The sequence below is a fragment of the Syntrophomonas sp. DTU019 genome (assembly GCA_913757435.1).
Classification (GTDB): domain Bacteria; phylum Bacillota; class Syntrophomonadia; order Syntrophomonadales; family Syntrophomonadaceae; genus DTU019.
The window spans coordinates 22,060-46,527 of the sequence record CAJYDM010000007.1 but is presented as its reverse complement, the minus strand read 5'-3'; the positions used below and the strand labels follow the sequence as shown (position 1 = coordinate 46,527).

The window sequence follows — 24,468 nt, the reverse complement described above, 5'->3', positions numbered from 1 at the left end:
AGGAGCCGGCTCGCACCTGCCCGACCTCGCTTAACCTTGACCAAATCGCTTACTGTCCCCTTCACAGCCGCTGTTTATCCATGAAAACTGGAAAATAATAATTTATTGTAGCACATCCCCCATTGGCTAGCAAGCCGGGTCGACATTTTGCCGGGTTCTTGCCATGTATCCAATGTTGAAATGCTGACTGCATTTAAAGCTCTGGCAGAAAATCTCAGCCAGTCAACTGGCCTTTTCGACACAGTTTATGTATTTGAATTATAGATAATACCCTTCAATAATAATTTGGCAGCACTGTTTAGAAGCAATACGAAAATGTTATCATTTTACAATTGCTTGGCAATCCTGCAAAGCAGGGCTGCTTAAGTCATTTAAACCCGAAACTGCCGCTTTTGTGCCGCTAATCGGGGAAATACAACGTTTAAGTAATATTTGCACAGTCTATTGTTTTTGTTTTCACTATGTTATAATAGCAGTAATTATAGAGATAGTCCCCGGTTATTACCTGCCTTAAACCGGGTAGATTAGCATTAAGCCTTTACGCTGTGAGGAGGAAAATCGCGAGACCAACTATGGCCCATTTAATGGGTCTTATCTGAGACTTTTCATCAATTAGTGGTACGGAGCCAAATTCGCAGATCTTCCTTCTTGGCTGGTTGCCTTAGGGTTGGGGCGTACAACCTTGCGGCAACGGTAGGTGTGGCCCGGAGAAAGCGGCGGGACAGTTGCTCAAGTTGGCAGTAACAGTCGCGCAAGCACCGCCACATAAGCCAGGCTATCATGCGAACTTCGGCCACTGGTGAAAACCGGTGGCGTTTTTACATCCTTTAATCGGGATTAGAGGGAAATAGGGGGGAACACAGGGCGGTTTTCGCGGCTACGGAGCGTGAAAACCGCTTTGTGCTTTTCTGTTTATGTCAAGGGGACGGGGTTGTTGACAATTTCTTGTCAACAACCCCGTCCCCGTGACAAGCTCACTTAATGTTTTTGGAGCAAATCGATTCCAACAAGCAGGATGAACACTGCGGGGAACGGGCTTTGCATACCGCCCGCCCATGGCTGATCAAGAGGTGATGGGCTTGGCCCCAGCGTTTGCGGGGGATTTGTGCCTTCAATGCAGCCTCGGTCTGATGCGTTTGTTTGGCGTCGACCAAACCGAGGCGATTGCTGACCCGGTGCACATGGGTATCTACCCCCAGCCCCGGCATACCGAACCCAACCGCCAGCACCACATTGGCACTTTTGCGTCCCACGCCGGGAAGTTTGATAAGCTCTTCAAATCTGCGCGGTACTTCCCCGCCGTACCTTTCCAAGAGCATCTCTGACAAGGCTTTGATATGGCGGGCTTTATTACGAAACAGCCCCACTCCTCTGATAAATTCCTGCAATTCCTCCAAGGACAAAGCAGCCATCTCTTGCGGGGTGGAGTATTTGCTGAACAATTTGGCGGTGACCTGGTTAACTTGCTCGTCAGTACTTTGTGCCGATAAGACAACCGCTACCAGGAGTTGAAAAGGACTTTGAAAACTCAGCCTGGTTCCGGCCTCGGGATAGGTCTCTTGCAGTATATCCAGTATCTTTTTGGCCTTATTACGATTCATGATCTCACCTGCTAATATGTCACGGGGACGGGGTTGTTGACAATTTCTTGTCAACAACTCCGTCCCCGTGACAACGTCACCGTGACATTTACAGCACTTTGCTCAGGAAAGACTGGGTGCGCGGGTTCTGAGGGTTGTCAAATATGGCCGCCGGAGTGCCTTCCTCCATGATAATCCCTTCGTCCATAAATATCACCCGATGTCCCACTTCGCGAGCGAAGCCCATTTCATGGGTTACCACCACCATAGTCATGCCTTCATGGGCCAGGTCTTTCATAACCGACAAAACCTCACCTACCATTTCCGGGTCCAGCGAGGAAGTGGGCTCATCGAACAACATTACTTTGGGATGCATGGCTAATGCCCGGGCGATGGCTACACGCTGCTTCTGACCTCCGGACAGCTGCGCCGGGTAAACATGGTCTTTATCAGGAAGACCAACCTTGCGCAATAGTCCAATGGCAATCTCTTCGGCCTCAGCCTTGGGCATGCCCTTGAGTATGACCGGTGCCATGGTGATGTTCTCCAGCGTGGTCTTGTGGGGGAACAGGTTAAAGAGCTGAAACACCATTCCCACTTGCTGCCGTAAAGCGTTGATATCGGTCTTGGGATCGGTTACTTCAACACCGTCGATAAAAATATGCCCGGACTGCACCGTCTCCAACTGGTTGATGCACCTCAATAAAGTGCTTTTGCCGGAACCACTGGGTCCGATTACACATACTACCTCGCGCGCGGAGACATGGAAATCAATACCTTTTAAAACTTCGAGGCGGCCGAAACTCTTGTGTATGCCCTTTACTTCAATCATTCTGTGGCCAGCCTCCTTTCTATCCAGTCACCCATCATGGCAACGGTTTTAGTCATTATATAGTATACCACGCAGACTGCTCCCCACACCCAGGCCGCTTCATAGGTGGTGGAATAGAGCAGTTTTCCTCGGTGGGTCAATTCCATAACTGCAATCACCGAAACCAGTGAAGTATCTTTTAACAACATGACGAATTCATTTATCATAGGGGGGATCACTACTTTATAAGCCTGCGGTAATATCACGTAACGCATCGCCTGGCTGCCGTTCATGCCCAGCGAGCGGGCTGCTTCCATCTGCCCCCGATCTACCGCCTGAATGCCGGCGCGCACGATTTCAGCCACATAGGCAGCGCTGTTGAGCGAACAGGCGATTACTCCGGATAAAAATGGCCCGGAATCCATAAATATAGGCAGGATGCCGAAGTGAAAAAGCATTACTTGCACCAATAGAGGGGTGCCGCGGAAGAAATCGATATAAATTACGGCCACTGAACTCAAAAGCCGCCAACGAGACATCTTCATTAAGGCAATGATGAGTCCCAACACCATGCCCGCAGAAACGGATATAACCGTTAGTTGTAGAGTTACTAGGCTGCCTTCGAGAAAGTAATCCCAGTTTGAAAAAACGACATTAAAGCCATTAATAGAGTTTAATTTCTCCCATAGCGTGGCCCCGAAGGTCATCGGGTATGGCGTTATGGACATGAGCTGCTTCTCCTTCCCAATAAGATGCCTGGAAGTGCAGGGAACCCCCCACCCTTCCAGGCATCATTTTGACCTGTTCTTACTTAGTGAACCATTTCTTATAGATCTGATCGAATTCTCCGCTTTCCTTAAGCTTGGACAAACCTTCGTTGATCAATTGCAAAGTCTCAGTATCGCCCTTCTTAATACCAATGCCATACTGGTCATCAGCCTGGAAGATTTCGCCTACCATTTTGATCTTGCCTTTGCCGTCGGTCGTCATATAATAGTCGGTGACCGCCCAGTCATTGATAACCCCTTCGGCACCGCCTTTTTCCAGTTCCATAAAGGCCTCGCCGATGCCGTCAAAGATGGCTACCTGAGTCTTAGGATCTTTTTCTTTCAGTTTCTCGGAAGCGGCAGCTCCAATGGTGCCCACTTCAGCGGCCAGCTTTTTACCAGCCAGGTCATCATAACTATTGATGGTGGTGTTATCAGCGCGCACCGCTACGATCAGACCGCCATTAAAGTAGGGGTCGCTGAAATCGATGGCTTTCAGGCGTTCTTCGGTGATGGACTGCGCCGAAATGGTAACATCCACTTTGTCGGCCTGCAGGGACGGAATCAAAGCGTCAAAGCCCATGCTCTGGATCTTCACTTCGTATCCCTGAACTCTGCCGATGGCGCGAATCAAGTCCATGTCGAATCCTATGAATTCGCCGGTAGCCTTGTCCACAAATTCAAAAGGCGGATATGTAGCTTGGGTACCAACATTGAGCACTTTGGCCGGAGCAGGGGCATCGGCTCCTTGCTGGGGTGCGGGCTCCTTCGGGGCGCATCCGCCGACTGCTGCCAAGCTAAAGATCAGCATGGCAACCAACAACAGTCTGAACAACTTCTTCATGCTCTCCTCATCTCCCTTGTTTTTTTTGGTTTCCCTCGATCCCAATTATCAAATTAATTATACATGTAACTTCCGGGTACGACAACAAAAAGGGTTTTTCGCGCCGCTAGGCAAAAAAAGTAAGCAAGGCAGCCAGGGGGCTGGAAAGGCGGCAGGAGGCAAGCTAGACGCGAAAAGGTCCATGGCATATTTTATATAATTACTATTATTTTTATATGATTTGAATATATGATTTGAATTTGATGATTTTAACGGCATACAAAAATAACACACTGAAAACGTCCCCATAAGTCCATATGTCACACGTTTTTTTAATCACCCGGGATCAGGAAGGAGATGCAGAGTAGTCTTCCATTAGGCGAGGCTGTAGAGGAGCATTAACAGAAGAGGGACGGCTACCGATAATACCACTCCGTTGAATATCCCCAGTAAGGTGTACTCCTCAGGAAGGCTGCGCTTGATCACCGGCAGGGTCACGTCCATGGTGGAGGCTCCACCTACCCCAAACGCAGAAAGTTCAGAATAACGGGCCAGAAACGGCACCGCCGCAAAGGTGAGGATCTCGCGCAGAATATTGCTCAATAGAGCCAACAGGCCGACGTCTACCCCCGACTGCTGAGTGATCACCACTGAAGCGAAGGAATAGAACACCATGGTCCCGCCTATGGCTGCCGAATCCACCAGGCTGCGCCCGGTTACCAGCCCCGCTAGCATTCCTCCGCCAACACTGCCCAGGGTTACCAATACCGGAACCATGGCATATAGCCACAACTTTTTGGTAGCCGATATATAATGCAGCGAAGTCCTTATGACGACCCCGATAGAGGTACAAATTACGATCAAGGACAGATAGAACAACACCGCAGGCAGATTGGAGGGCATATTGATCCAGTACCTGCCGCTGGTGATACCGGCGATGATACATAGAGCGATCAGCCCGATGAGCAGAGCCTCACGCCCCAAGGCGGAACGCTCCAGGGGGTGGCGGCGGCGGATGAAGCGATGGATGAAGAGGCGCTCGTAGAAATACACCACCAGGATGCTGGCCAGGCTGGAGGCTACACAGTATAACACCGCCTGCGCGCCCAAGAGCGGTATAGCCTTCAGGATCTGTTCGCTTCGACCCAGATTCATGCCCATGGCTATCAACAATATATAGAGGCCAACGCGTATCATCCGGTCTGACCAGCGGGATAAGCGCTCACCGAGCAAATATCCGATTATTACGCAGATGCCCACCAACCACATGGTTTTGCCTCCTGAATCGATTCCTTTTAGCTTACCCCAAGCATGGCTTTTTGATTTCCCAAGCTAAAAGTTCACTGTTCCAGGCCTTGAATTCTACAGCCGATACCATATTGGCTGCGGTTTCAGTTAATTGTCGGGAGATTATTTCAGTAACAACGGTTATACCGGCAACCCTATTGGTTCAGTTTTAGCGACTAACTCTATTATAGTGACGCCCGGGTGGGTCATACACTCTTGCCAGGTCGTTTAGGCCTTGTCCGGTTCTATCTTAGCCGTGGATGAGGCCGGGCAGGCAGCGGGTACAGACCCAATCGGCTCTTCCCTGTTTGCGCACCTGCAGCAGGTAATGTTCGGACTCGCTGCGCTGGCACAGATGGCAGCGCAACACTTCAGCACCTTTTTCATCCTTGCTGATAAAGGCCGGGATCTCCACTACATGGTCTTTGCGTTCCAGAGATAGTGCTCCCACCGGGCAGGCCCCGATACACACCCCGGCCCCGTCGCACAATTCCTCGCTGACCACTTTGGCCTTGCCATCGACCAGGGCCAAGGCCCCCTCCACACAGGGGGAAATGCACTCACCACAGCCGTTGCATAGTTCTTCGTCTATTTTTATGGTCATTCTAGCCATCTTAGCTACCTCCTGGTTTGAATTTTACCTGCGGTTACGTCCAGGCCGCATTCTGCATCGGTATCAGGCGGGTCCCAAGGCTGCCTCTGCCTCGCTTTAACTCCTATGCAAAATGATCCCATCGGCTGATGCAGCAACGACAATAGAGTCAAGGGAAGTCACGGGAATGATGCTTTGACTCACAGCCGGTGTTTCATAGGGAAAAGCGTCCTTGATAATGATGTTCTGACTCCCAGCCGGTGTATCATAGAGGAGGCAAAACTTCCACGAACCTCCGGTTCCCAAGCTTGAATGAAATCCTTTTTGACAAGGGATTTTCGCAAAGAATAACGTCCCCTTATGCTAATGATGAGTGCCTTCGACTACTTTCAGCCCTTTGCTCTCCAGCATTTTCTTGATCTGTTTGGCGTGCGGGCAGCGCGGGTAGTCTTCCTCTAAGAGCATACATGAGGAGAGGTGCACCACATCGACTCCATAGCGCATCAGACTATCAACCAGACGGAAAGCGCGACGTCCCGGGCATCCTCCGCAGGTGAAAAAACCTACCATCTCAACTTCCCCCTGGTAGTCCGCAAAATGGTTTTCGCGGCGGTTAAAAGATTTAAAACAGGCCACACCCGGGCATACTTCGGATACTATCTCGCAGCGCACCACCGCCACTCTGGTTTTGTTGGGCTCCTGCTTACCGATGTAGCCCAGGTACTTTGCCTGTACCGTTGTTACGTCGTCTAGCTCCACTGTGTCCAATCCCTTTTTTCGCACCTCTTGCTCTACGGCGCGCCGGGCCATTTTGCGCACAAAACCGGGTACCTTTTCCAAGGCCTGTTGTGCCTCATCACTCCACTTCAAGCTGTTCCCCTCCATATCCCAGTAATCACTGTATACACGCTGCTGGCATTAATATAATCCACTACACCGCTGGATGGCCTAAGACCACTGTGTCCACTGCTAAATTGCATTTGGGCTTGCCATCTGTATAGAACCACTTCTAATGGTCTGTGTAAGCCCAGCCTTGACGACGTCCGAAGCTTGCCGTTCCATATAAAGAACCACTCTAAATTAAGAACCACTCTTAGGTTTGGTGTAAGCCTAAGGTCAGGTTCAGCCTGATGTTTTACCCCAGGACGCGGGGAAAAAGCCCCCGGGGCGAAAGTTGCGCCCCGGCGGGAAGAATTATATTGAATTTGGCCCCGGGTTGATCAGCCGCGGCCAATCCTGATTTCGCTTATTATCCTAAAATGGCCTGCAGATCCTCTTGCGGATCGCCCACCGCTTTGATGCCGAAATTTTCCACCAAAACCCCTAGAACATTGGGGCTGATGAAGTTGGGCAGGCTGGGCCCCAGGCGGATATCCTTAATGCCCAGGTACAACAAGGTCAACAGTATCGATACCGCCTTTTGCTCGTACCAGGACAACACCAGTGACAAGGGCAGGTCATTAACCCCGCAATTCAGAGCCTCAGCCAGGGCAACCGCAATCTGTATGGCAGAATAAGCGTCATTGCACTGCCCTACATCGAGGAGGCGCGGGATGCCGCCGATGCTGCCCAACTCCTGATCAAAGAAACGGAATTTGCCGCATCCCAAGGTCAAGACCAGGGTATCGGGCGGGGTCTGGGCTACGAAATCGGTGTAATAGCTGCGTTTGCCCTTGGAGCCGTCACATCCGCCCACCAGGAAGATATGGCGCAGATGGCCGTCAGCCACTGCCTTTAACACCTGGTCGGCTACGCTCAACACCGTGTTGCGGGCAAAGCCCACCATGACCTTTTTGCCTTCTTCATCGGAGGGGAATCCGGGTGCAGCCTCAGCGGCCCTGATAATATCCCCTAATACCCCGTTAGGCAAATGGGCCACTCCCGGCCAGCCAACCGGCCCGGTGGTGAAGAGGCGCGCTTTATAAGTTTCAGCCGGTTCCTGCAAACAGTTGGTAGTCATCAAAATGGGGCCCGGAAACAAGTCGAATTCCTTTTTCTGATTCTGCCAGGCGGTGCCGTAATGCCCGTACAGGTGGGAATATTTCTTCAGCTCCGGATAGCCGTGGGCTGGCAGCATTTCGCCATGGGTGTAGACCATAATGCCAGTATCTGCAGTGGCTTTCAACAGATCCTCCAAATCCTTGAGATCATGTCCGGAAACCAGAATGCACTTGCCAGCCTTATGCCCCAGCGGAACTTCAGTGGGGACAGGATGGCCAAAATTCTCAGTGTTGCCGCGATCCAAGGCCTCCATGGCCAGAAGATTGATGCGTCCGCATTCCATGGCCAGCTGCACCCATTCCCCCAGTTCCATCTGGCTCTGACCTAAAGCTGCCAGGGTCTTGCTCATAAACGCATAAACCTCAGGATTTTCCTCACCCAATATCTGGGCATGGTAAGCGTAAGCGGCCACTCCGCGCAGTCCATAGAGTACGATCTCTTGCAGGGACTGGATGTCCGCATCTGCCTGGCGGTCGATGATGAGGCCCATTTCCTCACCTTGTTTCACCATCTCGCTCAGGGTTGGAGCCGGCTCGAAGGGTATGATATCACTAAGGTCAACACCGCGCCCTTGGAGCTGATTTCGCAGGTCTTCCCGGTATCTCATAGCAGCGGTGATCAATGCGGTCACTTGTACAGGATCAAAAGTGACATTGGTCAACAGGCTAAACATAGCCTTCATGATATAATGGTCCACTTCTTTAAGGTCAATTCCGGCAGTGCGCGCTTTTTCAACCGCGGATGCCAGGCTCTGCAGGGCATGGCCCAACAGATCCTGCAGGGCGGCTACATCCGGACTTTTGCCGCATACCCCCTGGACTGTGCAACCGCCTTTGGCGGTCTGTTCACATTGATTACAGAACATTCTGTCATCCTCCTTTAATCGATTATGTTGAGTCTTATTGTCCACTTTTGTGCATATATAGACATTATTCCGCGTCAGGCTGCAATAAATCCAATAAGCTTTCACGGTTCAATTCCCTTATTAAAGCGGCCTGACCTCTGGCAAGGACGCGGTGCACCGGGCAGGTGGATCTATTGGGGCAATCAAAGCCGGATTCCAGGCAGACATTTAGAGCCAGAGGCCCTTCTACCGCGGCGATTATATCCGCTATAGTAATCTCTCCGGCCGATTTGCCCAGCCGTACCCCGCCCTGCACCCCACGCTGAGTGGCTACCAGACCCTGCAAGGCCAGCAGATGTACGGTTTTCTTCAGGAAATCCTCTGGAATTCCCTGGCGTTCGGCGATGAGCTTACTCGGTAATACGGAACCAGCCGGATTTTTCGCCAGCTCCAGCATTATTTTGATGGCGTATTCAGCCTGTCTGGTTATGTGCATGACGGTCGGCTCCCTTTTTGTAATGTGGATAATATTTATCCTGTTTGTTATGTTTTAAATTATAGAATAGGCTTGCTGTGTTTGACAAGCAGAATATTGAGTGTTGCTCATAATTAGAAAATGCCAATTATGCCATTCTTATGGTATGCGAGGAATCTTTAGAGCCTTCGGCTTCGCCTCAGGATGACAATCATAATTACTTTAGACAATACAAGAAAGGCTGGTTATGCAAAACTCTCTATTGACCGATGTCGCTTTTCTTATTTGCTTTTAGAAGCAAGGGTTGGGGAGTGAGGGACAGATGTCAACTTTAGCGTTATGCGAGTGGGGATTATGGGTCGATTTGGAGCCTTGTGAGGTGAATGAGTGCATGAAGGAACGCAGGATTTATTTCATACCCAGTCGGGTAAGGAGTTCTTCCTGGCTGAGGCCTTTGATAACAATGCTTTTGTGGCGCGAGGACTCCCCCCGGGCCAGACGCAGTTGGCTTTTGGCCAGCTTCAAGTGCTGAGACAGGTAAGCCAATAAGGCTTGATTGGCTTCACCCTCCACCGGAGGTGCGGTTAGTTTGACCTTTAAGGCTCCCTGGAACTCACCCACGATCTGGTTTCTGGAGGAACGCGGCTGGACGAGAACCTCCAGGCGCAGGCCTTCCCGGGTGTGACTGATGTTCAGCACCTATACTTCCTCCATTTTGACAGCCTCCAGGCTTTCCAAGACCTCTTTGAGGTCTTTGCCGTAGAAAAATTCGGCCAGTTCCTCGAAGCGCTTCTGGCTCTTGTCCAACATCTCCATCTGCCCGCCCAGTTGGGCTTTGAGTTCTGCACTATAGACATTAAGGCGCTTTATCACATCCTGGTAGATGTTTAACATCTGGGCGATCTTCTGTTTGGATTCGCTCAGCATCAGGGCAGCTTCGCGGCGAGCGTTCTGTTTCAGATCTTCGGCGGTCTGCTGTGCCAGGATGAGGCTGTTGTTCATGGTCTCTTCCATCTTGCGGTATTTGGATATCTCGAACTCCAGCTTTTGGATCTGATCACGCAGGGTGGCGTTTTCGGCGAAAAGCTTCTCATAGTCCTGCGCTATTTGGGACAGGAAATTACGTACCTCCTCTTCTTTGAGGCCGCGCATGACCTTGTGGAACTGCTGGTTGCGTATTTCCATAGATGTGATCATCAAACCGCCCTCCTATCTCAGGATATTATCCTACTCCAGGACATGCCGTCATATTTCGGGATATGCAGGGATCTTTACCACTATTTGGGAACAAATGTGGATACTGCGGTGGGGCAAAAGAGCCGTACTCCTGGTGACTAGTGGGCTTCCCACCCACAATATGCCGCGGCCTGGCTCAATCGCCCCGCACCCATGGCCGCACTGCTAACCTGGACGGAAGCAGGCTTCGGTGACTAAAAGAACCGGCACCCTCTCCCCCTTATAATTGGCGGACGGTCAGGCCTGCCGGGAAAAGTTCCAGCAACTGGGCGAATGCGTCTTCCTGCTCCCATTGCCCTTCGGCCAGGTCATTTATGGCCTGCTGGTAGATATCGGTCACCTTTCTCAACAATTCCGGAGCATAGAACTGACCGTCCATGCGCAAGCGCCTGAGGCCTGACGCAGCCATCCCCGGTAGGCGGGTCAATAGGGCCAGTTCATGGGGGAAATATATATGATTGCGGCATTGCCAATCGGTTCTGATGCGATAGAATTGCCCACAGGCATCCCACAGACCATAATCCGGTTCCAGGCAATGAATTGCACACCCTTCTAGTTTATCATCACTCCAGCTGCAGGCCATGCAGTAGTCGCTGATCATGCCACACAATGGACCTTGCACCAGCACTTCCATTTTTTCGCCCAACTGTCCCAGGGCGGTGAGGCTGTCTTTATCGGTTTCCAGAGAGGCGTTCACTCGGGTAGCGCCCAATTTGACCAGCCAGCTGGCGTTCTCATAGTTGGTGACGTTCAAACCGTAGCCGGCTTCAATTTCCATGCCCAGCTGTTGCGCCAGCTTCCAGGCCCCGAAATCATTGGCGATGGCTGCTTTCCAGGGAAAGTCCTGCCATTGCCGCAGTTTATCCTCCAGCCCCTCCAAATCTTCCTGGGTGACGATCCGGGGGGTCTCCAGGTAAATGTCAATTCCTTGTTCGGCTGCCTGGGCGAACAAGACTTTGAACTGATAACGGTTCCAAAGCGTGCCCTCTTGGCGCATTGTGTCCATTCCCACTATCACTTCTTTGACCCCGCTGCCCTGCAGAGCGATTAGCTGGTCCAGGCTGGTGATCTTGACCCGCAAGGATAGTTGTGCCGGAGCGACCATCAATTTGAGCTCATAATCCTGAGCCTTGAGGCGCAACAGAGGCCGACACTCAGTGGGGCGGAAGAACTCGCGGGTACCATCCAGCCCTATCGAGGTGCGGTTGGGCCTTTCCAGGAGGCTCCCTGTGCTCAGGTCGCGCAAGCGCCGGTTGACTAGGTGCTGCTCTTCAGTCTGGTCAGGCTGGGCGTTGGGATCCTGTTTCAGCCGATCCAGGGCCTGGCGATACACAGCTATCAGTCCGGTCAGATAGCTGGCTTCACGCATACGGCCTTCTATCTTAAAGGAATATACCCCGGCCTGCACCAATTCACGCAGGTATGGGTATACCATGAGATCGTTGTGGGTGATGTGGTAAGCATACTCCTCCGGGTCGGCGCTGGTACCGCTGAGGCGGTACAACCAGCGGCACGGTTTGACGCAGCGACCGCGGTTGCTGCTGGCCCCGCTGATAAAGCTGCTCATGTAGCACTGCCCGGTATGGGAGATGCACATGTCCCCATGGGCGAAAAACTCCAGGGTGAGGTCACTGCCGCAATGAATGTCCTTGATTTCAGCCAGGGAAAGGCTGTTGGAGAGAATCGCGCGGGCAAACCCCTGTTCCTCCAGGAATCTGACCGCCTGCACATTGCTGATACCCATTTGTACACTGGCATGCATAGGCACGGTAAGGCCCATCTCCTGAACCAGGGCGACCACTGCCAGGTCCTGAACAATCATGCCGTCGACCCCGATATCCTGCAGAAACTGCAGGTATTTGCGCAGTTCATCGATTTCCCGGTCACAGTACAGGTTGTTCACCGTTACATACAATTTCTTGTCCTGCTGATGCAGGTATGAGGCCGCATCTTGTAGTTCTTCACGAGTAAAGTTAAAATCAGGTCTGAGCATGCGCATATTGAAGCGCTTATCCCCGCAATATACAGCGTCAGCCCCTGCTTCGGCCACTGCCTCTAAGACATCCCATTTTCCGGCCGGGGCCAATAGTTCCAGTTCATGCATGATATTAGCTTCCACTCCTTTAAGAAACGCCATTTAGCCGGTGACCACCGGCTATGCGCAGCTGTATTGGGCGCCCGTCTTGTTTTAGAACCTCAGTGCCGATAAGGTATGTATCAATGCCCAGCGCAGCAATTCTAATGCAATAACTACCACAATGGGTGATATATCCAGGGCTCCCAGCGGTGGTACAATTCGCCGGAAGGGAGCCATGATCGGTTCTGTGACCTCATAAATGAAACGAATGATGGATTGATATGGATTATGGGGTACGAATGATAAAATACAGCGTATAATAACCAGCCAAATCAATACGCTGCAGGCGATATTCACGATTTCTATCAATATGCCAAACAAAGTGTTCTCTCCCGTCTTCTATTGATTGCCCAGCTCTATGGAGCGCTGGTAAGCTTTTTCAACAGCGTCAAAAAAGGCTTTGCGCAGACCATTGCCCTCCAACTGCCGTACCCCGGCGATGGTAGTTCCTCCTGGAGAACACACCTGTTCCCGCAAGATGGCTGGATGCAAGTTCTCGGCTTCCAGCATGGCCAGGCTGCCTTTAAAGGTCTCGATCACCAATTCCCGCGATAAAACCGCGTCCAAGCCTACATTGACTGCGGCATTGATCATGGCTTCGACTGCCAGGAACACATAAGCTGGTCCACTGCCCGATACGGCAGTGACAGCGTCCATCAGTTTTTCTTCCACTGTTACCGCAGAACCCAATTGAGCAAAAATATCCCGCGCGATTTGCATCTGTATCGGCGTTGCCAGTTTCCCCGGACAAAGGGCTGATATCCCCTCACCTACCAGGCAGGGGGTGTTGGGCATTACTCTGATCACTGCGGTTTGACCGCCGCTAGCTTTTTCCAGAGATTCGGTCTTGACCCCGGCCAAAACCGATATCAATAGCTTATCCTTGTTCCAGCGTCCGTCACTGGTCTGCATCACCTGCTGCATGTGCTGGGGTTTGACTGCCAATATTATTACTTCGGCGGCATCGATGGTCTCACACAGCGAGCAGGCTGTAGCTTGAAACTCAGTCTCAAATAAGGCGCTGCGGGCGGGGTTAATATCATGGCAATATACTGCCGCATAAGCCTGACGATCCAGCCCCTTCATAATAGCATAAGCCATTTTGCCGCAGCCGATAATAGCTAGTTTTTGGGGCACTATTTGTCACCCCCGAAAATGCTGCTCATGCCGTGCTTGCGCATCATAAGGCGAGCATCCCTGGAAATCTCCACATTGCTGGGGGTGAAGATGAATACATGCTGGCCTAATTGCTGGCTGTTGCCGTCCAAGGCGTAAGTAGTACCGCTCACAAAATCAAGGATGCGCTGCGACAATTCCTTAGGGGTATTCTCAAAATTCATGATCACCTGTTTGCGGTTCTTCAGATGGTCGGCCAATACCTGCACCTCATCAAAGCTCTCCGGTTCACAGACTACCACTTTCATGGTCTTGTTGGTATGTATGCTCACTACATTAGATATGCTGCTACTGCGCAGATTATCCTCGGCAACTTCAGGCATTTCGATGATCTCTTCCCGGACTTCCTCAGCCTCCAGGCCAAGCCAATTCCACAACTTGTTCATTTTACCCATATATAATGCCTCCTTCGTCCGATTACTCACAAAATTTACTCCCCAAACAGCGCAGTACCCACCCGAATCATGGTGGCCCCTTCCTCGATGGCAACCTCGAAATCCTGAGACATTCCCATGGAAAGGTGGTGCATCTCCACATTCTGGTAAGTCCTACGTTTATAGCATCGATATATTTCATGCAATTCTTTAAAGAATGGCCGAGATTTTTCGGAATCTTCCGACAGAGGGGCCATGGTCATCAGCCCCCTGATCTGGAGCCACTTCAACTGCCCTACGGACTGTAAGAATTGCTCGATATCCGTGGTCAATACTCCGGCTTTCTGCTCCTCCCCGGCCAGACTGACCTGCAGCAAGGTGTGGACCGGGGTCTGCAGCAAAGCCCCGCGCCGATCTAATTCTTCAGCCAGAGACCAGCGATCCAGGGAATGGATCAAAACCGCCTTACCGACCACATCCTTGGCCTTGTTGGTCTGCAGCCTGCCGATCATATGCCAATAGACTGCGGGAAAATGGCTATGTTTATATTTCAATTCCTGAGTACGGTTCTCACCGAAATGATTCAACCCGGCGGCCAGGGCTTTTTCCACCGCCTCCAGTCCTACGGTCTTGCTGACCGCGATCAGGGTTATTGCTGAGGGATCGCGTCCAGAGCGATGCGCGGCCTGGGCGATTCTATGCTGAATTTGGTTAATATTTTCTGCTATACCCACCACCGCACTCCCTTCCTCGGTATATCACGGACTATTAAACCGTCAGGAAACAGACTCCGAAAGTAGAGCCTTTGCCCACTTCACTCTTTACAAAAACCTGCCCGCCATGGGACTCAACAATGTGCTTGACTATGGAAAGCCCCAGCCCGGTGCCGCCTTGACTGCGGGTGCGGGCCTTGTCCACCCGGTAGAAGCGCTCGAACACCCGAGGGATGCTTTCCTCGGGGATTCCTACCCCGGTGTCGGTGACGGTTATCACGATACGGCTTTCACGCTCCCGGCAGCGCATGGTGACCACACCGCGGACAGGGGTGTATTTGATGGCATTATCCAACAAGTTGATCAATACCTGCCCCAACAGATCTTCGTCAGCATGCACACAGGGCATATCGGGCGGGTAAATGAACTTGACCATCAAGTCCTTCTCACTGATCTGCGGACCCAGCATGTTTATCACCGTGCGGATGGATTGAGCCAGGTTGACCGGTTTGGGTGAGATAAGTTTCTCCTTGGACTCGATGGAGGACAGTGTCAGCAGGTCTTCGATGAGCCGGCTTAAACGGTCAGTCTCAGCATCGATGATGTTGAGGAAGCGCCGACAGGTGTCGGCATTAGCCATCGCCCCGTCTAAGAGCGTCTCCACGAATCCCTTGATCGAAGTCAGCGGGGTGCGCAGTTCATGGGAAACATTGCCCGCAAACTCCGACCTCACCTGCGCAAAATTGCGGATGTCAGTCACGTCGTGAAATACCACTACCGTGCCTTCCATCTGCCCCGAATCATCTTTGACCGGCCGGACCACCACCCGGTAGACCTGATTATGAGTACCGAGCATGGTCTCAGCGAAGGTCTCTTTTCCGCCTGACACGGCTTCATCTACCATTGCCACCAGCTCCCCGTTGTTTGGGCTGATGGCTTGCATATTTTTGCCCACCAGGGCTCCCCGGGGAGTATGAAAGATGCGCTCGGCGACATGATTGGCCACAATTACCCGACCATCCAGGTCGAGTATGATGACCCCCTCCACCAGGCTGGTCAGAATCGCTTGGATTTTAGGCTGATTCAATGCCGTAGACATGATACCAATTCCTCTATATAGAAATAGACGATTTGTCCTCGGTAAAGCGGTAACCGACCCCACGCACCGTCTCGATGTAATCCGGGTAGCTGGAATCGTCGCTGAGCTTCTGGCGCAGATGACGGATGTGGACGTCTACGGTGCGGGTATCCCCGGAATACTCGTAGCCCCACACTTTTTCCAACAGGGCCTCACGGGTAAAGACCCGACCCTGATTGGATATCATCAATGATAACAGTTCAAACTCTTTGGGGGTGAGTTCCAATTTTTTCTCCCCCATGAAGGCTTCATATTTCTCCGGTATCACCAGGAGGTCCTTATATACATAGACCTTTTCGCCCATGGCCTTCTCATCCTGCAGGATCCTTAAAGCGCGCAAGCGGGCTTTGACCCGGGCGATCATCTCGCGGGGACTGAAGGGTTTCTTGATATAATCGTCGGCACCCATTTCCAAACCCAGCACGGTGTCGAACTCCTCGCCTTTGGCGGTCAGCATGATTATGGGAATGCTGTTGTACTCAGGGTTCAGCTTGAGGGTGCGGCACACTTCCAGTCCATCCATATTGGGAAGCATAATATCTAAAATGATCAGGTCGGGCTGCTCACTTTTCACCATCTGCAATGCGCTGAGGCCATCGTAAGCTAAAACCACCCGGTAGCCTTCCTTCTCCAGGTTGAACTTGACCAGCTCCACTATATAGGTTTCGTCATCGACAACCAGAATCTTGGTGTTTTGCATAGCAACTCCTATTTTCTCAAAGCTATGGCTGCACCCATGCGACCGGTCACGCCTCCATCGCGGCGATAGGAGAAAAAGCGTCCGGCATCACAGGCCGTGCACAGGGGGCAGGTGATGATATTATCCGCGGGGATCCCCGCCCCCATCAGGATCTGTTCGTTGGTAGCTTTAAGATCCCAAGTATAGCCCACTTCGTCCTCATAAATTATATCACTAAAATCACTAAATCCATCTATAACTTTGTATAACAGCTCAGACTGGATGCGATAACAGCAAGCCCCGATACCGGGACCGACAAAGACCTGTATATTTTCCAGGCAAGAGCCCATTTTCTTGACCATGGCGGCAACGGTTTTTTCAGCGATGCGCAAATAGGTGCCTTTCCAGCCGCTGTGAGCTGTAGCCACCACCTGCCGCGCCGGATCAAAAAACAATAACGGGATGCAGTCAGCATAAAAGGTGGCCAATATCAGACCGGGCTGATCGGTGATCATCCCATCTAAGCCGGTGATGCTAGTCTGGTCGCTCATTGCCCCCTGGCCGCGCTGCTCTGCTTTGACCACCCCCACCGCATTGCCATGCACCTGCTGGCAGGAAACCATATCCTCCAGCCCGGCTTCAAAGATCTTCATCATCCGCCGGCGGTTTTCAAGCACAACCTCATCAACATCGCCAACATGCAAGCCCAGGTTGAGACTATGATAAGGCGGACGACTGCCGCCGCCGCTGCGGGCGGTGAATACCATTTGGGCTCCCTGTTCCTGCCAGGACGGCACGGTCACATACTCCAGGTCATGTAATTGTTGCCAGGTCCAGCGGTTCATTTGTTCTACCTCCCTCTTTCGCGTACAATAGGCATATGGAGGTGGGTGTGATGAATCACTCCGTTCCCCCGAAAAAAGAGGACGGTAAGGCTTTGGTCTGGGTGACCCTGATGCGGGTCTGTCCTCCTGATGACATTATAATTGAAAGCCTGTTAAGATCACAGGAAATACCGTATCGTCTGCAGCGCCATACCATTTCCCAGATACCCCTGACGGTGGGCCCGTATGCCGAGACTGTCATTCAGGTGCCCAGCCAATGGGAAGAAGAAGCCTTAAAGCTCTTAGAACCGGTGCCAGAGCAGCTCGAGAACGATCCGCTGCCTGACCCTGAAGATCAGCCCTGACAGTACTATTACTCTAGTTTAGGAAGGTGCCCGTTGTGCTTACCATCAGCGAGGTGGCCCGCCGCTACCAACTTAACAATCGCCAGGTGCATGAATTGATGGAATATGGCTACCTGCAGATTTCCAGGGTATCGCGCAACGCCAATGGCGGCATGAGCTACCTTTTTGACGAAAAGGATGTGCAAGCAGCCGACATCTATTCCGCCCTGGCCGACCTGCAGGATAAGAAAAACCGCCTCGGCAGCCGCGGCGTCAGCACCGTCCGTTTCAGCAAGGTGCTCCGGGCTATACGCCACTATGACCGTTTTTTGGCCAGCATCGAGGGCCAGCCCGCCGAAACCGTCTTGCGGGTGTCTTTCTATCTGTTTCATCTTAACCATTATGCCAAACGCTATGCTGAGCAGAGCCGGGAACTGTACAGCCTTAAGAACCGGGTGATCAGAAAAATGTGGCGGGATAACCCGGATTTGATACAGGTGCGCTACCTGTTGGGTCCGGATCGGGAGCGCATCTGGCTGTGCGACGACTGCAAAGACTCGGCTCGCAGCGCGGGGCTTTCCTTTGTGGAATACTTAAAAAAGGGACATCGCTGTCCAAAATGCTTTGTACAATCGGTAGAACCCGAGTATTATTCTCTCTTCGAGTTCATAGTGGCCATAGGCAACTACCGTTTCGTCTTCCATCTGCCCCGCTCCTCAGCCTGGCGCTGGCTCAAAGATGTGCCCAATATAGAGCAGGGCCGCCGCGAGACCGGCCCTTATGACGATTCCATGTATCTCTACGGACGTCCTTCAACCCGCATTGAGGAAAAAAGCTTCCCCCTGCCGATGGTGATCGAAGCCCTCACCGCCTATTTGCGATGACACCGGATTACATCGGTTAAATCGGGACGTCAGACCGTGTGAAAAACCCTGTGATGACGTGCCAGATCCCGCCTATACCTGTAGAGCCGGGAGGGGGATGGTGTCGTAGCCATACTTCATAGGAATTCTAGCTAAAACCCCAAACAAAAAGACGTCCCCCACCTTGCGATTGGAACGCCCTGCGGTATGCTATCGATTCTTCAACTGCTCAATAGTCTTGATAAAGCTGTTTAAATCCGCGAACTGGCGGTACACCGAGGCAAAACGCACATAGGCTACCTCATCCAGGGCCTGCAGACGCTGCATCACCCGTTCCCCGATGATCTGGCTGCTCACCTCGCGCTCGTACTCGTCCCGCAGTTCCCTCTCCAGGGCTGCCACCAGGTTTTCGATATCCTCCATGCTGACCGGTCTTTTCTCACAGGCCCGGGTGATGCCGGCCAGAAGTTTGTCACGATTGAATTGTTCGCGGCTGCCGTCCTTCTTGACCACCACCAGAGGCCGCTCTTCAATGCGCTCATAAGTGGTAAAGCGGCGCTTGCAAGCATTGCATTCCCGCCTGCGACGAATCGAAGTCCCGTCATCGCTGGCCCGGGAATCCACCACCCTGCTTTCAAAATCCTGGCAATAGGGGCATCTCAAATCCTCTTCCCCCTTTAGACGTGCCGCTTATTGCTCTTATTATCGCCAAAAAGGGCGGGGAATTCAACTTTATATATCATTTAGTAGCGCTCATCATCGATGCGGTAGTCGCGGCGATAGCCGTCTATCTCATTGGCCACCGGGACCTCCACCAGGATAACATCGCGTCCAATGCGTACTATTTTATGCCAGGGCACGGTTACCTCCTCGCGGCGGGAGAATATGTGGAAACCCCGGCTGTGGCCGGGCATAATCAAACCCAGCACACGGCCATTCTCCAGGTCCAGGTCAATGTCGATTATGTTGCCCAGCTTTTTGCCGTCCACCACATTGATCACGTCTCGGGTACGCAGGTCTGAAATTTTTATCATGGATCACACCTCAATATCTGTATGTTCTTTAATATATGAGAACAGAGGAAAAAAGTTGCTATTCTGTACACCCTTAGGTGGACAAATTCTCTGTTAAAGTTTATGCGCCGATTTGCCGATATAGATGTAGAATAAGTGTTTTAGCTATGGGCTGGACTCACCCGAGAAGCCCATCTGCGCACCGAACGACCGAGGTGCATTCTGATCGTCATTAATAAATTCAATCATTGCAAGGAGGCAACCCACTATGATGAGGTCCCTCTATACTGCCAGTACGGGCATGTATGCGCAGCAGCTCAATGTGGACACCCTGGCCCACAATATCGCCAATGTAAACACTACTGGCTATAAGCGGCAGCGGGTGGAGTTTCAGGACCTGCTCTACCAAACCTTAAAACGCCCCGTGGTAAGCGACGAGCTAATTGAACCGGTTGGCATTGCGGTTGGTATGGGGGTACGCCCTGCTACCATCGATATCATGAACGGACAGGGCAACTTGCAGCCCACCGGCAATCCGCTGGATGTGGCTATTTCAGGTGGCAATGCGTATTTTAGAGTCTTGGCCAGCGGTGATGAGGAGCTATATACCCGTGACGGCGCTTTTAAACTGGATGCTGAAGGCAATCTGGTGACTAGCGCGGGTTATCTGCTCTCAGGAGTGGATGCTATGGAACCCGGTGCCTACAGTGTTACTGTGGAAAAGGACGGCCGGGTCACTTATAAAGCCTCCGGCTCGGATGAGATCCTGGAAGCAGGCCAGTTGGAACTGGTCACCTTTATGAATCCGTCAGGCCTGGAGAAGGTCGGCGGCAACTTGTACCGGGCTACTGACATCGCCGGCGAGGCGGTGGATTGGGATCCGGAGGAGGACAGCACTATAACTCTGGAAGCAGGTTATCTGGAATCTTCCAATGTGCAGATCGTGGAGGAGATGGTGAGCTTGATCACGGCGCAGCGCGCCTATGAAATCAACTCCAAAGTGATTCAGTCGGTGGATGAGATGCTGCAGGTAACAACCAACCTGCGCCGCTAAAGAAGATGTGACGGGGTGTGACGGGGGACGGTTCTGTGACACACGCCGCTAAAGGAGAGGTCGAGGTTTATGCCAACGGTAAGCCCCACCGGGATCAACGGTTTTGCCAATATGAGCGCTGCCCAGGCCAGCCGGGAACAGCAGCAGACTGGCAAGTTTGATCGCATTTTACAGAATGCCATGCGCTCCCGAGACGATAAAAAACTGCGCCAGACCTGCGAGGACCTGGAAAGTGTTTTCGTATACCGCCTTTTGTCGGCCATGCGCTCCAGCATCCCCCGCAGTGATTTCATCACCCGGGGTATGGCCACCGAGACCTTTGAATCAATGCTGGATGAGGAGTATGCCAAGACCATCAGCCGCCAGGGATCGCTGGGATTGGCTGATATCATCTACCAACAGCTGACCCGCAAATAGAGGCATGGGGAGGCATGGGATTTGTGAGTATGGGACGGTTCTTTGCCTGTTCTTCGAACAGGCAAAAGAACCGTCCCCATGCCTCTTCATGCCTCTTACCTAGTCGGATGTTTTCTGTTTAGAGCCAGAACGAAGTCTCGACCAGTCGGTTTTGCCTTGGTTGGTCATCCAGGGCGATTTATACTTCTTTTCATACTTGGACGAATTGGCTTTCGATTGCTGATTTTTTTGAACTTTGCCGCTATTGCCCGAAAATTGCTTTTTATCATCATCTTTCTTGTCATTGTTGCCTTTTGTCCATGCCGGAACCGCTGCTCGTGGGTTGGCATTGTTTACCCAGGCCCTGTTATCCGGTTCGGTGTATTCTCTCATAAAGCTCCGGGAACTATTAGTCTGTTCAGCTTTCTGCTTGCTGTTGCCCTGGTTTTGCCCCTTGGAGTTGGAGGATGTGGTCTTGTACTGAATATGCAGCCTTTCTTCAATAACTTCGTCCTTTATCTTGACCTTTTGATTGACTTTTAGGGCCTGGTCCACTGAATCACTGATCTTGGCGACCAGCTTCTGTTTATACTGCTCCTTCAGCTTTTCTCCGTTCTTTTTACTGTGCACAGTGACTTGCAGACTGCCGCTGTCATTTTCAGCTAACTGCTCCCGGGCCACCATCTCACCGACGACGGCTCCAACTGCCGCTGCAGCAGGCTGACCGCTTATATTCAGATGGGATATAACCTGGGCGGCCTGGTCACCCTCGGTCTTGACCGAGACCACTCGCTCCCAGCGGTTGATTCCCAGTTCAATGCCGGGAGAAAGTGAGGCATAGGTGACTACATTAAAGAAGTCTGCGGTCCCGGCCAGGAGCGCCAGCAATACCGCTGCGGCGATGCCATAGCGCAGCATTGGCCGCTGCCGGCCATAGTAGTATTCTCCCGCATATAGGGGCTGAGCCGACTTAACCTTTTGATAGCGACCGTCTTCACTCATGATCACAGCCCATCCACGCCCTGACTCAAGGACTATACCCTGTGCTTTAGACATGCTGCTCGCCTCCTTTCCGGTCACTCAAATACGGTCTCAGGCATTGTATATCATGGATCAATATCATAGTGCTGGCGATAATGAACTTGCGGTAACGATCGATTATCTTGCGGCTGGCATTGCAGCGCTGTTCCAGCATACGGATGGGGATCATTTTCTTTTCCTGCAAATATGTACTCATCTCCTGATCAGAAGCTATTCTGTCGGCTATGGAAATCGCTGCCTGCAAGGTCTTTTTCTGGCGCGGACTGCCTTTCACCAGATCTTCCAGCTTTATATCATACAACTGTATGACCGCTTTGAAACGGTCCAGGTCCTGTTTGCGCGCCAGGTCATCCAATATCTGCTCAGCCAAGTCCACGGTCTGGGCCCCGGGGATGTGCTGCTCACTCTGAAAAGCCGAGAATGGGGTGAAGTGCCGCTTTTCCTCACTGCGCTTGTAGTCTATGATGCGGTTGCGAATCACGTAGCCCAAATACAGCAAAATATTACCGCGCTGGGGTTCATATTTGTCAAAGGCCTCCAGGATGGCCATCCTGGCGATGCTGGCTTCTTCATCACTGCTGTCAATATAGCGTCCGCAGGTACGGGCGCAGACCCGCAAGCAAAAGGGCATGATCTGATCGAAACTGTCTTCAATAGCAGTGGTATCGCCCGCTTTATACCGTTGCCACACCGATACGGTGATCTTCTCCAATTGTGACGGTTCAGCGTTGGACATCTTCTGTCCTCCTGGAATTGATCTAAGCTCAATGGTAGCATACCAGCGCTGAATCATGATAAAAAATACCACCCCGGGCAGGAATCCTGCCCGGGTGATACGCAATTATGCCAGTTTTACAAAGAGCCCTGTATCCTAAAATTTCAGGATTTAGTCCTGTTTCTTAATCTTCGTCATCGTCATCATCGACGGCGGCACGGCCCACGATTTTAATAGTGGAGGCATCGTCGTCCCCATTATAGACGACTACCACTTCATAGCCTTCATAATCAGCCAGGTCTTCAATGTCAACCGCCTGCTTCCTATAAGTGATGCGGGTGTCTTCGCTGATATTAAAGGTCAATTCGTCTCCATCCTCGTCGGTGATGGTGATTTCATCCTCGTCAGCTACATCAAGGGTACCTTTGACCGAGCTGATATCGAATTCCCCGAGTATCTGGTCAGTCAGGCGGCTTAACAGAGTGGCGATCTCATCGCGCTTGACCACCCGCATGGGGCTGAAGCAGCCATTATTATCGCCGACCATGATGCGGAAGCGTTTTACCTTTTTAACCGAAAATTTGAATTCATACGGAATCAGGTAGTCATCTGTAAAAGAGTCGTCCTTATCAATGTCCCGGAATGCTGTTAAGGCTCTCCTGACCGTGCTGGCCTGCTTGGCTGCATCGCTAAGTTCGCCCAGTATGTCTTCATCCAAATCGGCATCCTCAGCATCAGCGATGATATCCCCCAGGCTCCTGGAAATGACCTTGAAATCTGCGATCAGGTCAGGCAGGTCGGCTTCATCGGCTTCATCCAGCTGGTCCAGGAATGCTTCCAGATCGTCGATTATTGCATCGATACCATCCTCTATCTCGGCATAGTCATCTTCCAGGTCGCCCAGTCCCTCCAGAATGGCGATGATCTCCTCCACATCTTCAGAGACACTGTCAAAATCAATATCTTCATCATCGTCCCGGTCATTCGCATCCTCATCCAGAATACGGGCTACATATAGGGCTACCTGCCCCCTCTTACAGCCTTGATTCGGGTTGAAGGTCTTCAGCTCTTGAGGCAGGATTAAGCCGAAATCAACTGCAGCCGCTACATAGGGCTGACCCCAAGCCGGGATCTTTTTCAAATCGTACTTGCCTACATCAGCATCGTCCAGGTCAAGCTGTCCATCTTTATCGAGGGCTCTGACCAGCATTATGATCAGTTCCAGGTTGGTGACCGGTTTATTGGGCTGGTATTTACCCATGTACCCTTCCACCAGGCCTTTGCGGGCTGCTTTCATTATGTAGACATTGGCCCAGCTGTCGTTAATGTCATCGAAAATAACCCAAAAACGGTCTTTGCCAGAGCTGTAGTTACGCGGCTCCGATTTTTTGATTTGGCTTTGAGATGACTTCTGCTTATGATTCCCCTGGTTGCCCTGCACTTTATCGGGGTCGGGTTTGGCCAAGGCAGCCGCAGGAAGCAAAGTGAGCAGAAATGCTGCCAACACCAGAATCGCTATCTTTTTCACCGAGTATACCCTCCTTAACATAGATTATTTGTTTCGAATATAGTTGCGTCAGAGATC

The 24,468-nt window shown here is 51.7% G+C and carries 28 protein-coding genes and 1 other annotated feature (1 of these 29 only partly in view); of the genes, 4 read left to right on the top strand and 24 right to left on the bottom strand.

The features are described from left to right. Positions 1–74 (bottom strand) — a binding site (T-box leader) (it extends 147 nt beyond the left edge of the window). 900 nt (positions 75–974) lie between these two features. The 19 genes from nth to pgeF all read right to left on the bottom strand — a co-directional run bounded on the left by nth (position 975) and on the right by pgeF (position 17,478). Further along, the gene (nth, locus tag AC15IQ_RS14385) at positions 975–1,601 is read right to left on the bottom strand and encodes an endonuclease III (protein ID WP_483180043.1); all 627 of its coding nucleotides are present in this window, start codon (positions 1,599–1,601) and stop codon (positions 975–977) included. Positions 1,602–1,689: 88 nt separating this feature from the next. After that, positions 1,690–2,412, bottom strand: a complete 723-nt coding sequence (locus AC15IQ_RS14380; RefSeq protein ID WP_483180041.1) for an amino acid ABC transporter ATP-binding protein — start codon at positions 2,410–2,412, stop codon at positions 1,690–1,692. Continuing rightward, positions 2,409–3,098, bottom strand: a complete 690-nt coding sequence (locus AC15IQ_RS14375) for an amino acid ABC transporter permease (protein WP_483180094.1) — start codon at positions 3,096–3,098, stop codon at positions 2,409–2,411. The genes AC15IQ_RS14380 and AC15IQ_RS14375 overlap by 4 nt, the downstream gene beginning before the upstream one ends. A 100-nt stretch (positions 3,099–3,198) precedes the next feature. Beyond that, positions 3,199–4,002 (bottom strand): transporter substrate-binding domain-containing protein, encoded by an 804-nt coding sequence (locus tag AC15IQ_RS14370; RefSeq protein WP_483180039.1) that lies wholly within the window; start codon positions 4,000–4,002, stop codon positions 3,199–3,201. Between the two features lie 354 nt (positions 4,003–4,356). Continuing rightward, positions 4,357–5,250 carry a LysO family transporter gene (locus tag AC15IQ_RS14365; RefSeq protein ID WP_483180037.1) on the bottom strand — a complete coding sequence of 298 codons (894 nt, stop codon included), beginning with the start codon at positions 5,248–5,250 and terminating at the stop codon, positions 4,357–4,359. A 268-nt stretch (positions 5,251–5,518) separates the two neighbouring features. Then, positions 5,519–5,881: an ATP-binding protein gene (locus tag AC15IQ_RS14360; protein ID WP_483180033.1), complete on the bottom strand. Its 363-nt coding sequence runs from the start codon at positions 5,879–5,881 to the stop codon at positions 5,519–5,521. A gap of 342 nt (positions 5,882–6,223) precedes the next feature. Beyond that, positions 6,224–6,730 carry a CGGC domain-containing protein gene (locus tag AC15IQ_RS14355; RefSeq protein WP_483180031.1) on the bottom strand — a complete coding sequence of 169 codons (507 nt, stop codon included), beginning with the start codon at positions 6,728–6,730 and terminating at the stop codon, positions 6,224–6,226. A 379-nt stretch (positions 6,731–7,109) separates the two neighbouring features. After that, positions 7,110–8,726: a hydroxylamine reductase gene (hcp, locus tag AC15IQ_RS14350; protein WP_483180029.1), complete on the bottom strand. Its 1,617-nt coding sequence runs from the start codon at positions 8,724–8,726 to the stop codon at positions 7,110–7,112. 64 nt (positions 8,727–8,790) lie between these two features. Beyond that, positions 8,791–9,201: an RrF2 family transcriptional regulator gene (locus AC15IQ_RS14345; protein ID WP_483180027.1), complete on the bottom strand. Its 411-nt coding sequence runs from the start codon at positions 9,199–9,201 to the stop codon at positions 8,791–8,793. Positions 9,202–9,588: 387 nt separating this feature from the next. Then, positions 9,589–9,879, bottom strand: a complete 291-nt coding sequence (locus AC15IQ_RS14340) for a DUF167 domain-containing protein (RefSeq protein WP_483180025.1) — start codon at positions 9,877–9,879, stop codon at positions 9,589–9,591. Continuing rightward, positions 9,880–10,377 (bottom strand): DivIVA domain-containing protein, encoded by a 498-nt coding sequence (locus AC15IQ_RS14335; protein ID WP_483180023.1) that lies wholly within the window; start codon positions 10,375–10,377, stop codon positions 9,880–9,882. It abuts the gene before it with no gap. A 259-nt stretch (positions 10,378–10,636) separates the two neighbouring features. Beyond that, a complete protein-coding gene (locus AC15IQ_RS14330; RefSeq protein WP_483180021.1) occupies positions 10,637–12,553 on the bottom strand; it encodes a peptidase U32 family protein in 1,917 nt (638 codons plus the stop codon). Between the two features lie 51 nt (positions 12,554–12,604). Beyond that, the gene (locus AC15IQ_RS14325) at positions 12,605–12,862 is read right to left on the bottom strand and encodes a YggT family protein (protein WP_483180019.1); all 258 of its coding nucleotides are present in this window, start codon (positions 12,860–12,862) and stop codon (positions 12,605–12,607) included. Between the two features lie 30 nt (positions 12,863–12,892). Continuing rightward, a complete protein-coding gene (proC, locus tag AC15IQ_RS14320; RefSeq protein ID WP_483180017.1) occupies positions 12,893–13,690 on the bottom strand; it encodes a pyrroline-5-carboxylate reductase in 798 nt (265 codons plus the stop codon). Further along, positions 13,690–14,124 carry a cell division protein SepF gene (locus tag AC15IQ_RS14315; protein ID WP_483180016.1) on the bottom strand — a complete coding sequence of 145 codons (435 nt, stop codon included), beginning with the start codon at positions 14,122–14,124 and terminating at the stop codon, positions 13,690–13,692. Before AC15IQ_RS14315 ends, proC begins: the two co-directional genes overlap by 1 nt. A 35-nt stretch (positions 14,125–14,159) precedes the next feature. Beyond that, complete coding sequence (locus AC15IQ_RS14310) at positions 14,160–14,837, bottom strand: YggS family pyridoxal phosphate-dependent enzyme (protein WP_483180014.1); 678 nt, start codon at positions 14,835–14,837, stop codon at positions 14,160–14,162. Positions 14,838–14,871: 34 nt separating this feature from the next. After that, complete coding sequence (locus AC15IQ_RS14305) at positions 14,872–15,915, bottom strand: sensor histidine kinase (RefSeq protein WP_483180012.1); 1,044 nt, start codon at positions 15,913–15,915, stop codon at positions 14,872–14,874. Between the two features lie 13 nt (positions 15,916–15,928). Beyond that, complete coding sequence (locus AC15IQ_RS14300) at positions 15,929–16,654, bottom strand: response regulator (RefSeq protein ID WP_483180010.1); 726 nt, start codon at positions 16,652–16,654, stop codon at positions 15,929–15,931. A gap of 8 nt (positions 16,655–16,662) precedes the next feature. Then, entirely contained in the window at positions 16,663–17,478 is an 816-nt protein-coding gene (gene pgeF, locus AC15IQ_RS14295; protein ID WP_483180007.1) for a peptidoglycan editing factor PgeF, read from the bottom strand. Positions 17,479–17,528: 50 nt separating this feature from the next. Between pgeF and AC15IQ_RS14290 the strand changes: the two genes are divergently transcribed. Together AC15IQ_RS14290 and AC15IQ_RS14285 are read left to right on the top strand one after the other, a co-directional pair. Continuing rightward, entirely contained in the window at positions 17,529–17,822 is a 294-nt protein-coding gene (locus AC15IQ_RS14290; protein WP_483180005.1) for a hypothetical protein, read from the top strand. A gap of 35 nt (positions 17,823–17,857) precedes the next feature. Then, positions 17,858–18,685, top strand: coding sequence for a hypothetical protein (locus AC15IQ_RS14285; protein ID WP_483180003.1), 828 nt, complete (start codon positions 17,858–17,860; stop codon positions 18,683–18,685). Between the two features lie 189 nt (positions 18,686–18,874). On the opposite strand, the gene nrdR is transcribed toward AC15IQ_RS14285, so the two are convergent. Both nrdR and AC15IQ_RS14275 read right to left on the bottom strand, forming a co-directional pair. Next, complete coding sequence (gene nrdR, locus AC15IQ_RS14280) at positions 18,875–19,327, bottom strand: transcriptional regulator NrdR (protein ID WP_483180001.1); 453 nt, start codon at positions 19,325–19,327, stop codon at positions 18,875–18,877. A gap of 80 nt (positions 19,328–19,407) precedes the next feature. Then, complete coding sequence (locus AC15IQ_RS14275; protein WP_483179999.1) at positions 19,408–19,698, bottom strand: YlmC/YmxH family sporulation protein; 291 nt, start codon at positions 19,696–19,698, stop codon at positions 19,408–19,410. Between the two features lie 247 nt (positions 19,699–19,945). On the opposite strand from AC15IQ_RS14275, the gene flgG reads away from it, so the two are divergent. Continuing rightward, positions 19,946–20,731, top strand: a complete 786-nt coding sequence (gene flgG, locus AC15IQ_RS14270; RefSeq protein WP_483179997.1) for a flagellar basal-body rod protein FlgG — start codon at positions 19,946–19,948, stop codon at positions 20,729–20,731. 69 nt (positions 20,732–20,800) lie between these two features. After that, positions 20,801–21,148 carry a rod-binding protein gene (locus AC15IQ_RS14265; RefSeq protein WP_483179995.1) on the top strand — a complete coding sequence of 116 codons (348 nt, stop codon included), beginning with the start codon at positions 20,801–20,803 and terminating at the stop codon, positions 21,146–21,148. A 99-nt stretch (positions 21,149–21,247) separates the two neighbouring features. Here the strand turns inward: AC15IQ_RS14265 and AC15IQ_RS14260 are convergent, their stop codons facing one another. The 3 genes from AC15IQ_RS14260 to AC15IQ_RS14250 form a co-directional block, all read right to left on the bottom strand. Then, the gene (locus tag AC15IQ_RS14260; RefSeq protein ID WP_483179994.1) at positions 21,248–22,183 is read right to left on the bottom strand and encodes an anti-sigma-I factor RsgI family protein; all 936 of its coding nucleotides are present in this window, start codon (positions 22,181–22,183) and stop codon (positions 21,248–21,250) included. Continuing rightward, positions 22,176–22,904: a sigma factor gene (locus AC15IQ_RS14255; protein ID WP_483179992.1), complete on the bottom strand. Its 729-nt coding sequence runs from the start codon at positions 22,902–22,904 to the stop codon at positions 22,176–22,178. Before AC15IQ_RS14255 ends, AC15IQ_RS14260 begins: the two co-directional genes overlap by 8 nt. 163 nt (positions 22,905–23,067) lie before the next feature. Continuing rightward, positions 23,068–24,411, bottom strand: a complete 1,344-nt coding sequence (locus AC15IQ_RS14250) for an S-layer homology domain-containing protein (protein WP_483179990.1) — start codon at positions 24,409–24,411, stop codon at positions 23,068–23,070. Between the last annotated feature and the right edge of the window lie 57 nt (positions 24,412–24,468).